This window comes from Enterobacter cloacae complex sp. IR5450, assembly GCF_049238665.1.
GTDB lineage: Bacteria > Pseudomonadota > Gammaproteobacteria > Enterobacterales > Enterobacteriaceae > Enterobacter > Enterobacter hormaechei_C.
Map to the genome: position 1 here is coordinate 1 of NZ_JBMKIC010000040.1, position 13,854 is coordinate 13,854.

Below are 13,854 nucleotides of genomic sequence, written 5' to 3' on the forward strand. Positions count from 1 at the left end.
TGATTTGTTAGCGCAACCAGTAGATCACACTTCATCGTGCTTTTCATTTTTCTGGGGAACCCTCAGCCCCGTGGGAGAGGGCCAGGGTGAGGGCATCAGCCCGCACGAAACGGCAGAGATCACTTACTCTTAATATCGAAAATATCCGTCCCAAGATGGTTATAGTCGACTTTCTGTAACTTAAAGTTGGTAATGTAAACTGGCGGGCCCTTCTTCCCGGAGATAAACGGGTAATCATTTTTTATCTCTTTCGCCTTAATCCCCGTCCACTGTGAGAAGAATTTCAGGAAATCGTTCGCGGAACGGCGCGCTTTTATAATGCGATGCGTTTTGTCATCACTCGACAGCACCATAAACGGTACCTGGAAGTTCTGCTGGAACTTGTCATCATGGGCCAGATACTGCACCTCTTTACCGCGCTCCTTAAACGCCAGGCCGTGGTCAGAGAAATAGACCATCGAGAAGCTGTCGCCGCTGTTGCGCAGCTGCCCGTACAGCTTGCTGAGCAGATCGTCGGTTTGCGTCATGGTGTAGAGGTAGCAGGACGTCTCTTTGGATTGCACAAACTCCGCATATTTTCCCCCGGTACGATCGCATGCCTGCGGGTGTGACCCCATCAGGTGCAGGACAATCAGCTGCGGCTGGGTGCGCTGAGTAGCAAAGACCTGCGCCGTCATTTTTAGCAACGCTTCATCTTTTGTGTTTTTATCGGCTTCGAAATCACCGCTTTTCAGGAACTGTACCTCATCGGCACGCTTCGCGATGCTGGCGATGGCGGTATCATATTCGCCGATCTGTCCCTGGTTAGAGAACCACCATGTCTGAAAACCTGCCCGGTTGGCCAGGGTGACAAAATTATCCTGAAACTGCGGTTTTCCATCCACCACGCGGTTGAGCGTCAGACCGAGTGATTTCTGCGTCGAGCCGCTGGCCGCCACGTAGTCGGTAAACAGCGTACCGTTAACGGCGCTGGCAAACGGCGCGTTATCCCAGTGACCGCCAAACGCGCCGAGCGCATCGCGACGCGCGCTTTCTCCGATCACCACCACGTAGGTGTGATACTTCGGTTTCACCGCCAGCACGTTCCAGGTGTCTTTCATGGTGGAAAGCTCGGCCATACGTGCCTGCTCGTCGAGCACTTCCTCGTTATTCACCACCACGTCTTTAACGAAGCGAAACACCGGATACCCGGTATCTTTAAGCTTAAACACGCCGCCCCAGGCCAGATTTTGTACCGGCGCAACAAAAAACGTCACCACGCTAAAGGCCAGACACAGGCTTTCAATTTTACCCCATGCCTTTTTCCCGACGGGCTTACGGCGAACCGCAATCACGCCGAGGGCAAAAATGAAAAGGCCAACCACGTAGTTGTACCACGGAAAGATCGTCAGGATCTCTGTGGACTCTTCCATATTGGTGGAGTGGAGCGCCAGCAGGGTATTAAAGTTTGGCGCGCCATAGGCCTGGCCAAACGGGAAATAGGCGGCAGCAACCAGAGAACAGATCCCGATAAGCACCTTCTGCATGCGCGGTGCGCTTCGCCAGAGAAGGTGAAGAATACAGGTGAACCCGACGGCATAAAGCAGGCTAAAGGGGTAGCCAAGAGCAAAGTTAATCAACAGCGATTGCAAAAAATAGAATCCCGTCCACGGGCTTAAGCCCCGGCTGCGGGTAACAAGTGTATCAATCAGGGTTACGTTCATAGATCACTATCACGAAAACGCCATGTGCTCACCCTGGCGTCAAGGGTCAAAGCCTGCCGGACAGTGCGTGGAAAGGGAATGAGAGGTCCGCTTCAGCGAGCCGCAAATTGTGCAGGGCTGCAAGAAGATAGTGCGAGCGTGAATTAAGGTCAACAGTTGCTAAACAGATGTTTTGCGAAGGGGGCTGCAAATACGCAAAAATAATCGGGAACAGGCCAGCTTACAGCGAAAGTGTGACAGGAAAATGAAGCGGCGTACCGCGACGCCGCTTAGTGGGAAGAGTTGTCGTCCTGCTGGGGTTTGGCGTTAAACATATCGCACAGCATGTTCAACAGCATCAGGCGCACTTTAAAAGGAGAGTGGGTAAACACGTTCATACACCTCTTGAATTCGTTCATAAGACCTCCTGATTCATGATCCCTTCGATCCGTGAAGGGTGACTGCATTACATACAGATATAGCACAGGCTATATTGTATAGCTATGGCTAATTCGTTAATTTTTTGTGCTTGTAGAGCTATGGTTTACAATGTGCGCTCCGTTACAGGGCGCTGGAAGCGTCAACCCCATTGAGGAAGCACAATGAACCGTCGCGCAGGTAAGCCAACAACAAAAAAAACGACGCAACTGGTGAACGTTGAAGAGCATGTGGAAGGCTTCCGCCAGGTGCGCGAGGCGCATCGCCGGGAGCTGATTGATGATTATGTCGAACTGATCTCTGATTTGATTCGTGAGGTTGGAGAAGCGCGCCAGGTGGATATGGCCGCACGCCTTGGGGTGTCGCAGCCAACCGTTGCCAAAATGTTAAAACGTCTGGCGTCGGTCGGGCTGATCGAGATGATCCCCTGGCGCGGGGTGTTTCTCACCGCTGAAGGCGAAAAACTGGCGCAGGAGAGCCGCGAGCGCCATCAGATCGTCGAGAATTTTTTACTGGTGCTGGGCGTCAGCCCGGAAATTGCCCGTCGGGATGCCGAAGGTATGGAACACCACGTCAGCGAAGAGACGCTGGTGAAGTTCCGCGAATTTACGCTCAAATACGGTCCCTCCGCTGAATGAACATCCCCGGCTTGCAGGCCCTGAAACGCGATCGCTTTTTCCATCTTTTACTTATCACTGGCGTTGGGCTCAGCGTCTTTGTGCCCTTCACGCCGCACACCTGGCCGGCGGCCATAGACTGGCGCACCATTATTACCCTGAGCGGTTTGATGATGCTCACCAAAGGCGTGGAGCTGAGCGGCTATTTTGACGTGCTGGGGCGCAAAATGGTGCGCCGCTTCGCCACCGAGCGCAAGCTGGCCCTGTTCATGGTCTTTTCGGCGGCGCTGCTGTCGACGTTTCTCACTAATGACGTGGCGTTGTTTATCGTGGTGCCGCTTACGCTCACGCTGCGTAAACTGTGCGAAATACCGGTTACCCGTCTGATTATCTTTGAAGCGCTGGCCGTCAATGCGGGCTCGCTGCTCACGCCGATCGGTAACCCGCAGAACATTCTGCTGTGGGGACGCTCCGGCCTGTCGTTTACCGCATTTACCGGGCAGATGGCGCCGTTGGCGCTGGCTATCGTGGCGTCGCTGCTGGCGGTGGGCTGGTTTGCTTTCCCGAATAAATCGTTGCAGTACCACAGCGGTACAACCGGCCCCCAGTGGCAGCCGCGTCTCGTCTGGAGCTGCCTGGGGCTGTATATCGTTTTTCTTATCGCGCTGGAATTAAACCAGGCGCTGGCTGGCGCGCTGCTGGTGGCGTGTGGCTTCCTGTTCCTCGCCCGGCGGGTGCTGGTGAGCGTTGACTGGACGCTGCTGCTGGTGTTTATGGCGATGTTTATTGACGTCCATCTGCTGATCCAGCTCCCGGTATTGCAGAACGTTCTCCATAGCGTTGGCGGTCTGTCGCAGCCGGGATTATGGCTGACGGCGATTGGTCTCTCGCAGGTGATCAGTAACGTGCCGTCCACCATTTTGCTGCTTAACTATGTTCCCCCTACGGTACTGCTGGCGTGGGCGGTCAACGTCGGCGGCTTTGGGCTGCTGCCCGGCTCGCTGGCTAACCTCATCGCCCTGCGGATGGCCAACGATCGCCGCATCTGGTGGCGCTTCCATTTATGGTCAATCCCGATGCTGCTCTGGTCAGCGGCGGTCGGTTTCGGACTATTCCTTCTCATATAGTGCGCAATTTGTCAGTTTTTCCTGGCAAATGTATAGCAACGTCCTAGCTTTAGTGAACGGCATAGTGTGATGCCGCTCACTGACAGGACCGTTGCTGAACTATGGCAGAAGATCAAAACCCACCTGCTGACGAGCAGGATCAAAACAATAACGAACGCAAGCGCCCGGGGAAAAAACCGTTAATTATCCTTGGTATCGTGGTCATCGTGATGGTGATTGTGGCGCTGGTCTGGTGGTTTTTAACCCGTAACGAAGAGACCACCGACGACGCCTTCACCGATGGCGACGTAGTGACCATTGCCCCAAAAACGGCAGGCTACGTCACAGAACTTCGCGTACGGGATAACCAGCGCGTGAAAAAAGGGGATGTGCTGGTGGTGATCGATCCGCGTGATACCACCGCTCAGCGCGATCAGGCTCAGGCCCAGCTTGGGCTGGCGGTTGCGCAGTTGCATCAGGCCCAGGCGCAGCTGGCGCTCTCGAAGGTGCAATATCCCGCCCAGCGTGATGAAGCCAAAGCCCAGGTACTTAAAGCCCAGGCGGATATGGCCAACGCGCAGGCGGAGTACCGCCGTCAGCGCGGCGTTGACCCGCGCGCGACCACGCAACAAAGTATCGATGCCGCGAACGCTCAGCTGCGCAGTGCGCAGGCGGGGCTGGCCAGCGCCCAGGCGCAGCTGGAGGTGGCGGAGCAGGTCCAGCTGCAAATCCGCCAGCAGGAGACCAACGTCGAAGCCCGCGAACGGCAGGTCGATCAGGCCAGAGCGCAGCTGGAAACCGCCAACCTGAACCTCTCTTATACCGAAGTCCGCGCCCCGTTCGACGGTTTCGTCACCAAACGCAACGTCCAGCCCGGTACGCTGGTGCAGGCCGGCACGGCGCTGTTCTCGCTGGTTTCCCCGAACGTGTGGGTGGTGGCGAATTTCAAGGAGTCGCAGCTTGAGCGCATGAAGCCGGGCGACAAAGTGACCGTGTCCGTCGATGCCTGGCCGGATATGGAGCTGGAAGGCCATATCGACAGCATCCAGCAGGGCAGCGGCTCGCGCTTCTCCGCCTTCCCGTCGGAAAACGCCACCGGTAACTTTGTGAAGATCGTTCAGCGCGTACCGGTGAAAATCGTGATTGATAAAGGGCTGGATCCGAACAAGCCGCTGCCGCTGGGGCTGTCGGTTGAACCGAAGGTCACCGTGGAATGACGGATCACAGCCACGATAACTGGAAGCCAGCCAGTAACCCGTGGGCGGTGGCGATTGTGGTCACCCTGGCGGTGTTTATGGAAATTCTGGACACCACCATCGTCAACGTGGCGCTGCCCCACGTCGCGGGCTCGCTCTCGGCCAGCTATGACGAATCCACCTGGGTGCTCACCAGCTACCTGGTGGCGAACGGCATCGTGCTGCCGATTTCGGCCTTTCTCAGCCGCCTGTTTGGCCGCAAACAGTTCTTCCTGATCTGCATTGTGATGTTCACCATCTGCTCGTTCCTGTGCGGTATCGCCACCGAGCTATGGCAAATCATCCTGTTCCGCGTGATGCAGGGGTTCTTTGGCGGCGGGTTGCAGCCTACCCAGCAGTCGGTGCAACTCGATTACTTTAAGCCGGAGGACAGGGGCAAAGCCTTTGGCCTTTCATCCATTGCCATTATCGTCGCGCCGGTACTCGGCCCCACGCTGGGGGGCTGGATCACCGATAACTACTCCTGGCGCTGGGTGTTCTTTATCAATATCCCGGTAGGGATTGTGACGGTGCTGGCCATCTATCAGCTGCTGGAAGATCCGCCGTGGGAGAAAAAGTCGGAAGAGAAGCTCACCGTCGACTGGACGGGGATAGGCCTGATCGCCCTCGGTCTTGGCTGTTTGCAGGTGATGCTCGACCGGGGCGAAGATGATGATTGGTTTTATTCGAACTTTATCCGCACCTTCGCAGTACTGACGCTGGTCGGTATTATCGGCGCGATCTACTGGCTGATGTATGCCAGAAAGCCGGTGGTGGATCTGCACTGTATGAAGGACCGCAACTTTGCGATCTCCAGCCTGCTGATGGCGGGGATGGCGATGATCCTGTACGGCAGTTCGGTGGTTATTCCGCAGCTGGCGCAGCAGGATTTGGGCTATACCGCCACCTGGTCCGGGCTGGTGCTCTCGCCCGGCGCGGTACTGATTGTGCTGACCATCCCGCTGGTGCTGAAGCTGATGCCGGTGGTGCAGACGCGCTGGATTATTGCCTTTGGCTTTACCTGCCTGGCGGTGTCGTTCTTCTGGTCCCGCACGCTGACGCCGGATATCGATTTCGAAACGCTGGTGCTGTTCCGCAGCGCTCAGTCGATTGGACTGGGGTTCCTGTTTGTGCCCCTCACCACCATTGCTTTTATCTCGATCCCGAGGCGGCTTAACGCCGACGCGGCGGCGCTGTTTACCATGTTCCGCAACGTGGCCGGCTCTATTGGGATTTCGCTATCGACGGCGGCGATCACCGAGCGCTCGCAGGCGCACAGCGCGCATCTGGCTTACCACGCTTCGCCGTTTAACGAGCAATTCCAGCTGGCGATTCGCGAAAGCGCCCAGGCGATCCAGAACTTCACCACTCAGGTGGGCGATCCGACCGGCATTGCCACTGGACGGATGTACCAGACGATGATCGAGCAGTCGCGCTTTCTGGCCTACATTGACGTCTTCACCATTCTGAGCGCGGTGGCCTTATTACTGATTCCGTTTTGTTTATTGCTCTCGCCGGTTAAGAGCGAGGGGAGTGCAGGAGCACACTGATGATACACAGACGTTTACACCCCCTGATGATAATGATGCTGCTGGTGGGTTGCGCCGTCGGGCCGGACTACCAACAGCCTGCACCGCTCGCCACCACGCACTGGAACGATAAGGGCGACAGCGCGGTGAAATCGCAAACTTCCTCCGCCGCCACTAACCCGCGCTGGTGGAAAACCTTCGGCTCGCCGCAGCTCGACAGCCTGATTGAACGCGCCATCGCCGGAAATCTGACGCTACAGCAAACCGTATTACGCATTGCCGGGGCGCGCGAACAGATTAACCAGGCCGGCGGGGCGTTTTTCCCGTCGGTGAATGGCAATGTGCAGGCGACGCGCCAGCAGCTTGGGCTGGAAGGGGAGCTAAAATCCCACGGTGTGTACGACCAGTTGAATAATGTCGATCCTGAACTGCGGGGCGCGTTAGGCCCGCTGACGCAGCCGATTAACCTCTATCAGGGCAGCTTCGACGCCCAGTGGGAAATCGACCTGTGGGGCAAGGTGCGCCGTCAGGTAGAAGCGGCCGAGGCGCAGCAGCGGGCAGCGATCGAGCAGCGTAACGATGCGCTGGTCTCGCTGGAAGCCGAAGTGGCGCGGGCGTGGCTACAGCTGCGTGGGGCGCAGAGCATCATTGCCACGCTTAATACGCAAATTGAAAGCGCACAGCAGACGCTGGATCTGACCGAAAGCCGCCAGCGGGGCGGGCTGTCGCCGCAGATGGACGTGGAGAACGCCCGGGCGCAGCTGGGCAATCTTGAAGCCCAGCTGCCGCAGTATCAGGCGCAGGAACGCCAGGCGATGAACGGGCTGGCGATCCTCCTTGGTAAGCCGCCGGGCGCGCTGGATGCCGAACTGCAATCCGTACAGCCGATGCTTGCCCTGCCGGATATTGTGCAGACCGGTATTCCGTCCACCCTCGCACGCCGTCGCCCGGACGTGCGCGAAGCGGAGGCGAATCTCCATGCCGCCACGGCGCAGATTGGCGTCTCGGTGGCAGAGCTGTTCCCGAGCTTTACCCTCTCCGGGCAGTTTGGCTTGCGCAACAGCGAATCCAACTGGCTAACCGACTGGAGCAGCCACTTCTACAGCTTTGGCCCGCAGGTTTCCATACCGATTTTCCAGGGCGGTCGGCTGGTCTCCAGCGTTAAGGTGGCGCGCGCGCAGCAGGGGGCGGCGGTGCTGGACTATCGTCAGACGGTGCTGACGGCGCTCGGCGACGTTGAAAACGCGCTGGTGAGCTATCGCACCGACCAGCAGCGTGAAGCGGGCCTGGCGAAAACCATCGACGCGCTGCAAAACGCCTTTGATCTCGCCAGCGACAGCTACCGGCAGGGGATCGCCAGCTTTATTGACGTGCTGGACGCCCAGCGTCAGCTCGCTCAGGCCGAACAGCAGCGGGCGCAGGCGCAGGTGCAGAGCGCGCTTGACCTGGTGGCGCTCTACAAAGCCCTCGGCGGCGGCTGGGAGCCGTATCAGCAGGTGCGGCTCCCAGACTACAGCGTCTTTGGCGACGCCCCGCGCGGATAATCTTTTAACAGCGATGACTCTGGCCGGATCCGCGCAGCGAATCCGGCCTTTTTATTGGGCGCGAAATTAATATTTTGGCCGGACAAATTTAAGCATTATTTAACCAACATCAGGTTAATGACTGGCACAATAATTCCGTTCTTACTTACTTAAGGGAACTAAGAATGAGTTGGAATAAAGATGTTGCTGTTTCGTATCTTCGTTCACACGCGCTGGGGCACTCTCATAGTGAATGTGCTAAGTTTACCCGTCTGGCGATTCTGGCTGGAGGTGTTAAGGTGCCTAATACAGATTATGCAAAAGATTCTGGGGCGGAATTATTACGTGCTGGATTCCGTGAGCTGCCGCCCGGTTCGACTTTAATAGCTGGCGATGTGGCTGTGATACAGCCTTATCCCGGAGGAAACGGCATAGGTCACATGACTATGTATGACGGCACGCAGTGGATTTCTGATTTTGTTCAAAAAAGCATGTATCCGGGGCCTGGGTACCGCAAAATGCAACCATCCTTTAAAATTTACAGGATGCATTGATGAAAAGGATATTTTTATCAGTCGCTATGTTGCTGGTGGGATGTAGTTCTGCTGCCAGTCAAGATCAGAGTGCGAAAGATACTACCGAATCATTTTATAAATCCTATCTTTGTGCATTCGGCAGTAATGAAGCCAGGCCCTATCCTGCCGACGAACTGCGTAAATATGTTTCTGCTGATACTATTGCTCGCATTGGTGCTATTCAGGAAATCCCGGAACAAGAATTAATAGAGTCTGACTATTTTACGTATACCCAGGATTACGCCCGCGAATGGATACCTGCGTTACGGGTGGAAAACGCAAGGCCATTTTTAAACGGGGAAGTAGTCAAGGTGATGGAAGGGGCAGGTGGCGGGAGGAGCATTCACCTTAAAGTATTTCTTCGTCGTGAAGATGATGCATGGAAAATCTACCGCGTTCGTGACTTAACGAACAATCACGAGCATCCCATATTCAATGCCGGAGTAATTGCCCAGGCAAAAATTGCAGCCGAAAGCGGGCTTTAAACGTTAAACAGGAACTTAGCCTCGGCAACTGCCGGGGCTTTTTATTTCCATCAACCTCACAAAAAACGATCCATACCTTTGATCGACATTTCATCTTCGCCTATATGACTAGTCATGAAATTTAAATGACTAGTCATAAAGGGAGCAACCATGAACAAATCACTGCCAGCCAACTTTTTATGGGGCAACTCGGTATCCAGCATGCAGACGGAAGGGGCCTGGAATGAGGGCGGGAAGGGGATGTCGGTGTATGACATTCGGGAAGCCGGTGAAAACATCTCTGACTGGAAAGTGGCGACCGACTCCTACCACCGCTACCGGGAAGATTTCGACCTGATGCAGGATCTGGGCATAAACTGCTACCGCTTCCAGATCTCCTGGAGCCGCATCTGCCCGCAGGGTGACGGCGAGTTCAACGACGAGGGCATCGCCTTTTACGACCGCTTTATTGACGATTTGCTCGCCCGCGGTATCGAGCCGATGGTCTGTCTCTACCACTTCGATATGCCGCTGGCGCTGGCGCAGGAGTACAACGGCTTCAACGATCGCCGCGTGGTGGACGCCTTTATCCGCTACGGCAAAAAGATGATCGACTGCTTCGCTGACCGGGTGAAGTACTGGCTGACCTTCAACGAGCAGAACATTTTCCATATGCCGGAAGCTTTTCGCATTTCCGGTTACATGAAAGGTGAGCAAACCCTGCGTGAGCTGTATGAGCTTCAGCACCATGCGATGGTGGCGCACATGACTCTGACCGAATACCTGCACCAGACTAAGCCGGGCAAGCTGATGGGCGGCATGCTGGCGCACCAGCTTATTTATCCGGCCACCTGCAAACCGCGCGATATCTTCTGCGCCCAGCAGTACGACGAATTCCTCAACCAGAACCTGCTGCGCGTCTTCGCGGGCCAGGGCTACAGCCCGGCGGTAATGGCGGTGGTGGAGCAGGAGGGCTTCGGCGATATCTACCGCGCAGACGATCTCGCGCTGTTTGCGCGCACGAAGAACGACTTTATGGCCTTCAGCTACTACGCCAGCAAAACGCTGGACAGCGATGCCATCCCGGAAGGCACGCCGGTTAACTATTACCTGCTGCACGGCGAGAAAAACAATCCGTACCTGAAGGCCACCGAGTGGAACTGGCAGATCGATCCGCTGGGCTTTCGCACCATCATCACCCGCTACGCCAACGACTGGCGGATGCCGGTATTCCCGATTGAGAACGGTATTGGGGTGATTGAGTCCTGGGATGGCGTGAATCCGATTGAGGACACCTACCGCATCGACTACCACCGGGCGCACATCGAGGCGATGAAAGCGGCAATATTCGAGGATGGGGCAGAGGTGATGGGCTATCTCGGCTGGGGGTTGATTGACATTCTCAGCTCGCAGGGTGACATGCGCAAGCGCTACGGCGTGGTCTACGTCAACCGTGAAAATCACGACCTGAAAGACCTGAAGCGCGTGCCGAAGAAGAGCTACGCGTGGTTAAAACAGGTTATCCATACCAACGGACGCGAGATGTAAGCCGTACGCTGCCGGGCCGTTTTTGTGACTGATTAATGGGAACACTCCGCTATGTCTGAAACAAAAATAACACCGCACATGCAGACTTTTGTCGATAAATTTGTAGAGTTCTCGGCGCGCCTGGCAAACCAGGTGCATCTTCGCTCCCTGCGCGATGCCTTCGCCACGGTAATGCCGATTTTCATCCTTGCCGGTCTGGCGGTGCTGGTGAATAACGTGGTGTTCCCGTGGATTTTTGCGGGCGACACGCTTACGCAGTTTAAGGTGTGGGGCGAGGCGATTATCAACGGCACGCTGAACATCGCCGCGCTGCTGCTGGCCCCGATGATTGCCTGGTCGCTGGCGCGCAACAAAGATTTCGACAATCCGGTCTCGGCAGTGGTTATCGCCGTCAGCAGTTTCATTATCATGATGCCGATGCGCTTACAGATTACCCCCGTCGGCAGCGACGCCACGGTGAACGTCACCCAGGTGCTGACGTTCACCAATATTGGCTCCACCGGGATTTTCGCCGGGGTGCTGATTGGGCTGCTCTCAACCGAGCTGTTTATCGCCATTTCACGGCTGAAGGCGCTGCACATTTCGCTCGGGGAGAACGTACCGCCAGCGGTGAGTAAATCCTTTACCGCGCTGATCCCGACGATCCTCACGCTCTCCCTGTTTGCGGTGCTGGCGGCCATACTGGCGAACGTGCTGCACACGGATCTGATCCATCTCATTACGACATTTATTCAGCAGCCGCTGCGGCTGATCAACACCAGTCTGCCCGGGACGATTTTCATCTACAGCTTCGGTAACTTCCTGTTCACGCTCGGTATTCATCAGTCGGTGGTCAACAGCGTGGTGCTGGAGCCGTTCCTGCTGATCAATACCAATGAAAATATGCTGGCCTTCGCCAACGGCCAGCCGATCCCGCACATCATCAACAACATCTTTGTGCCGACCTTTGGCATGGTGGGCGGGACGGGCAGCACAATCTCATTGCTGATCGCTATCTTCATCTTCTCAAGACAGAAATCAGCGAAGCAGGTGGCGCGTCTGTCGCTGGCGCCGGGTCTGTTTAACATCAACGAGCCGGTGATTTTCGGCCTGCCGATAGTCTTTAACCTGCCGCTTATGATCCCGTTTGTGCTGCTGCCTGCTATCGGGATTTACTTTGCGTGGCTCTGTACCACGCTGGGGTTCATGTCGCGCTGCGTGGTGATGATCCCGTGGACCACGCCGCCAATTCTCAGCGCCTGGCTGGCGACGGCGGGGGACTGGCGCGCGGTAGTGGTGCAGTTGGCAATCATCGTATTTGGTGTATTCTTCTACCTGCCTTTCCTCAAAGTTGCCGAGCGAGTGGCTTTAAAAAACAGCGGGACAGAACACTAATTTAAGGAAGGACGATGGCGGCGAAGTACATCACCATAGCGCGGGAAATTAAAAAACGCATCATCAGCCAGCAGTACGCCGCCAATGAACCGCTGCCGGACCAGTTCGCGCTGGCGGCGGAGTTCAGCACCAGCCGGATGACCATTCAGCAGGCGATGCGTCAGCTGATTGTCGAAGGGCTGGTCTATACCCGACAGGGGCAGGGCACGTTCATCCGCAAAAATTTCCTCCAGCTTTCCCAGTGGGATCTCTCCGGCAGCGACTACTTCGGGGCGACCAAAACCTGGGAACATTTAGGCACGGTGAGCAGTCAGGTTGTGCACTTCGAACTGCGTTTCCCGAACGAGAAAGAGCAGGCATCGCTGATGATAAATCCGGATACGCCGATCTATGACTTTATCCGTCTGCGTTTACTGAACGGTGAGCCGATGTCTCTGGACGCCACGGTAATGCCGCTCAATCTGGTCCCCGGTCTGAACAAAACCCATCTTGAAAGTTCGGTATTCCGGTATGTGCAGGAGACGCTGGGGCTGAAGATCATGGGATCGTATCGTGTGGTGCGGGCGCTGAAGCCCAGTGCGCTGGATATGCAGCACCTTGTCTGCGAGCCAACCGACCCGGTGCTGGAGGTAGAGCAGGTGATCTATCTGGAAGATGGTACGCCGCTGGAGTACGCCCATTGTCACTATCGCTATGACCATGGCGGCATCGTTATCGTGAATAACGGATAAAAAAAAGCGGACTTCAAGGTCCGCTTTTTTAATTATCACGATTAGTTTAAACGCACCGGCATACCGGAACGGTTCTGAATCGCCTGGTCAACGATGGTCGTGTCAACATCCGCCTGAGAGGTGACGGACTGCACCGCGCTGGTCAGCTTAATCGGTACGATTTCGTTGTTGTTGATCTGATCTTCGCTGGTGGACAGCGGGTTATGCACTTCAATGTAACGGCTGCCATCCGGCTCTGACGTCGCTTTCACCGGTTCGTTAATGAACTGCACGCGCGTACCAACCGGCACGTTATCGAACAGGAATTTGATGTCTTCATTACGCAGACGCACGCAGCCGTGGCTTACGCGCAGGCCGATACCGAAGTTGGCGTTTGTACCGTGGATGGCATACAGACGACCAATGTACAGCGCGTACAGACCCATCGGGTTATCCGGGCCGGCAGGCACAACGGCTGGCAGCGGTTCACCGGCAGCAATGTACTCAGCGTGCATTTTGGCGGTCGGCGTCCAGGTTGGGCCCGCTTTCTTACGCTCCACTTTGGTGGTCCAGTTCAGCGGGGTGTCTTTACCCAGTTGACCGATACCGATAGGCAGAACGATCACGGTGTTGGTGCCTTTCGGGTAGTAATACAGACGCATTTCGGCGCTGTTAATTACGATACCTTCGTGCACGGTATCCGGCAGGATCAGCTGCTGTGGAATGTTGAGTACGGTACCCGCTTTCGGCAGATACGGGTCAACGCCCGGGTTCGCTTCCAGCATGTTAGACAGGCCGAGCTGATACTGCGCCGCGAAGTATTCCAGCGGCTGAGTGTTACCTTCCGGCACCGTCACCACCTGGTTTTCACCCACCAGACGGCTTCCGTCTGTCGGCAGGGGATACGTCACCGCAGACGCGGTCTTACAAAAACCTACTACGGCTAACGCCGCCGCAAAAAGCGTTGTTAATTTCATGTTCATGTTATGCGAGGTATCTAAGCCATTCTGGCGATGAGTTGATAAGTCTGAATCAGTAATGGGAGCGCATTAT

At 56.0% G+C, this 13,854-nt stretch carries 13 protein-coding genes; 10 read left to right on the forward strand and 3 right to left on the reverse strand.

Annotation, left to right across the window (positions count from 1 at the left end; genetic code table 11):
• Window positions 1-119 precede the first annotated feature (119 nt).
• Window positions 120-1,703 carry a phosphoethanolamine transferase gene (locus tag ACOTYB_RS21620; RefSeq protein WP_409249042.1) on the reverse strand — a complete coding sequence of 528 codons (1,584 nt, stop codon included), beginning with the start codon at window positions 1,701-1,703 and terminating at the stop codon, window positions 120-122.
• Window positions 1,704-1,972: 269 nt separating this feature from the next.
• Complete coding sequence (gene mntS, locus ACOTYB_RS21625) at window positions 1,973-2,101, reverse strand: manganase accumulation protein MntS (RefSeq protein WP_017384915.1); 129 nt, start codon at window positions 2,099-2,101, stop codon at window positions 1,973-1,975.
• Between the two features lie 183 nt (window positions 2,102-2,284).
• On the opposite strand from mntS, the gene mntR reads away from it, so the two are divergent.
• The 10 genes from mntR to ACOTYB_RS21675 all read left to right on the forward strand — a co-directional run bounded on the left by mntR (window position 2,285) and on the right by ACOTYB_RS21675 (window position 12,822).
• A complete protein-coding gene (gene mntR / locus ACOTYB_RS21630) occupies window positions 2,285-2,758 on the forward strand; it encodes a manganese-binding transcriptional regulator MntR (protein WP_022650657.1) in 474 nt (157 codons plus the stop codon).
• Window positions 2,755-3,864: an anion transporter gene (locus tag ACOTYB_RS21635; protein WP_023315683.1), complete on the forward strand. Its 1,110-nt coding sequence runs from the start codon at window positions 2,755-2,757 to the stop codon at window positions 3,862-3,864. Before mntR ends, ACOTYB_RS21635 begins: the two co-directional genes overlap by 4 nt.
• 101 nt (window positions 3,865-3,965) lie before the next feature.
• On the forward strand, window positions 3,966-5,060 hold the full coding sequence (locus ACOTYB_RS21640) for an HlyD family secretion protein (RefSeq protein ID WP_015571057.1): 1,095 nt from the start codon (window positions 3,966-3,968) through the stop codon (window positions 5,058-5,060).
• Window positions 5,057-6,628, forward strand: a complete 1,572-nt coding sequence (locus ACOTYB_RS21645) for a DHA2 family efflux MFS transporter permease subunit (protein ID WP_409249044.1) — start codon at window positions 5,057-5,059, stop codon at window positions 6,626-6,628. Before ACOTYB_RS21640 ends, ACOTYB_RS21645 begins: the two co-directional genes overlap by 4 nt.
• Window positions 6,628-8,151 (forward strand): efflux transporter outer membrane subunit, encoded by a 1,524-nt coding sequence (locus tag ACOTYB_RS21650; RefSeq protein WP_220153672.1) that lies wholly within the window; start codon window positions 6,628-6,630, stop codon window positions 8,149-8,151. Before ACOTYB_RS21645 ends, ACOTYB_RS21650 begins: the two co-directional genes overlap by 1 nt.
• 164 nt (window positions 8,152-8,315) lie before the next feature.
• Window positions 8,316-8,684 carry a hypothetical protein gene (locus tag ACOTYB_RS21655; RefSeq protein ID WP_045343619.1) on the forward strand — a complete coding sequence of 123 codons (369 nt, stop codon included), beginning with the start codon at window positions 8,316-8,318 and terminating at the stop codon, window positions 8,682-8,684.
• A complete protein-coding gene (locus ACOTYB_RS21660) occupies window positions 8,684-9,190 on the forward strand; it encodes a YbjP/YqhG family protein (RefSeq protein WP_220153673.1) in 507 nt (168 codons plus the stop codon). Before ACOTYB_RS21655 ends, ACOTYB_RS21660 begins: the two co-directional genes overlap by 1 nt.
• A gap of 150 nt (window positions 9,191-9,340) precedes the next feature.
• Complete coding sequence (locus ACOTYB_RS21665) at window positions 9,341-10,717, forward strand: glycoside hydrolase family 1 protein (protein WP_045343617.1); 1,377 nt, start codon at window positions 9,341-9,343, stop codon at window positions 10,715-10,717.
• Between the two features lie 51 nt (window positions 10,718-10,768).
• Window positions 10,769-12,091, forward strand: coding sequence for a PTS sugar transporter subunit IIC (locus ACOTYB_RS21670; RefSeq protein WP_220153674.1), 1,323 nt, complete (start codon window positions 10,769-10,771; stop codon window positions 12,089-12,091).
• Window positions 12,092-12,105: 14 nt separating this feature from the next.
• Window positions 12,106-12,822: a GntR family transcriptional regulator gene (locus ACOTYB_RS21675; protein ID WP_032657805.1), complete on the forward strand. Its 717-nt coding sequence runs from the start codon at window positions 12,106-12,108 to the stop codon at window positions 12,820-12,822.
• A gap of 41 nt (window positions 12,823-12,863) precedes the next feature.
• Here the strand turns inward: ACOTYB_RS21675 and ldtB are convergent, their stop codons facing one another.
• Window positions 12,864-13,784 (reverse strand): L,D-transpeptidase, encoded by a 921-nt coding sequence (ldtB, locus tag ACOTYB_RS21680; RefSeq protein WP_003858435.1) that lies wholly within the window; start codon window positions 13,782-13,784, stop codon window positions 12,864-12,866.
• Window positions 13,785-13,854 lie beyond the last annotated feature (70 nt).

Coding starts and splice junctions, on each gene's coding strand:
- ACOTYB_RS21620 (WP_409249042.1), bottom strand. CDS start 1,703: ATGAACGTAACCCTGATTGATACACTTGTTACCCGCAGCCGGGGCTTA.
- mntS (WP_017384915.1), bottom strand. CDS start 2,101: ATGAACGAATTCAAGAGGTGTATGAACGTGTTTACCCACTCTCCTTTT.
- mntR (WP_022650657.1), top strand. CDS start 2,285: ATGAACCGTCGCGCAGGTAAGCCAACAACAAAAAAAACGACGCAACTG.
- ACOTYB_RS21635 (WP_023315683.1), top strand. CDS start 2,755: ATGAACATCCCCGGCTTGCAGGCCCTGAAACGCGATCGCTTTTTCCAT.
- ACOTYB_RS21640 (WP_015571057.1), top strand. CDS start 3,966: ATGGCAGAAGATCAAAACCCACCTGCTGACGAGCAGGATCAAAACAAT.
- ACOTYB_RS21645 (WP_409249044.1), top strand. CDS start 5,057: ATGACGGATCACAGCCACGATAACTGGAAGCCAGCCAGTAACCCGTGG.
- ACOTYB_RS21650 (WP_220153672.1), top strand. CDS start 6,628: ATGATACACAGACGTTTACACCCCCTGATGATAATGATGCTGCTGGTG.
- ACOTYB_RS21655 (WP_045343619.1), top strand. CDS start 8,316: ATGAGTTGGAATAAAGATGTTGCTGTTTCGTATCTTCGTTCACACGCG.
- ACOTYB_RS21660 (WP_220153673.1), top strand. CDS start 8,684: ATGAAAAGGATATTTTTATCAGTCGCTATGTTGCTGGTGGGATGTAGT.
- ACOTYB_RS21665 (WP_045343617.1), top strand. CDS start 9,341: ATGAACAAATCACTGCCAGCCAACTTTTTATGGGGCAACTCGGTATCC.
- ACOTYB_RS21670 (WP_220153674.1), top strand. CDS start 10,769: ATGTCTGAAACAAAAATAACACCGCACATGCAGACTTTTGTCGATAAA.
- ACOTYB_RS21675 (WP_032657805.1), top strand. CDS start 12,106: ATGGCGGCGAAGTACATCACCATAGCGCGGGAAATTAAAAAACGCATC.
- ldtB (WP_003858435.1), bottom strand. CDS start 13,784: ATGAACATGAAATTAACAACGCTTTTTGCGGCGGCGTTAGCCGTAGTA.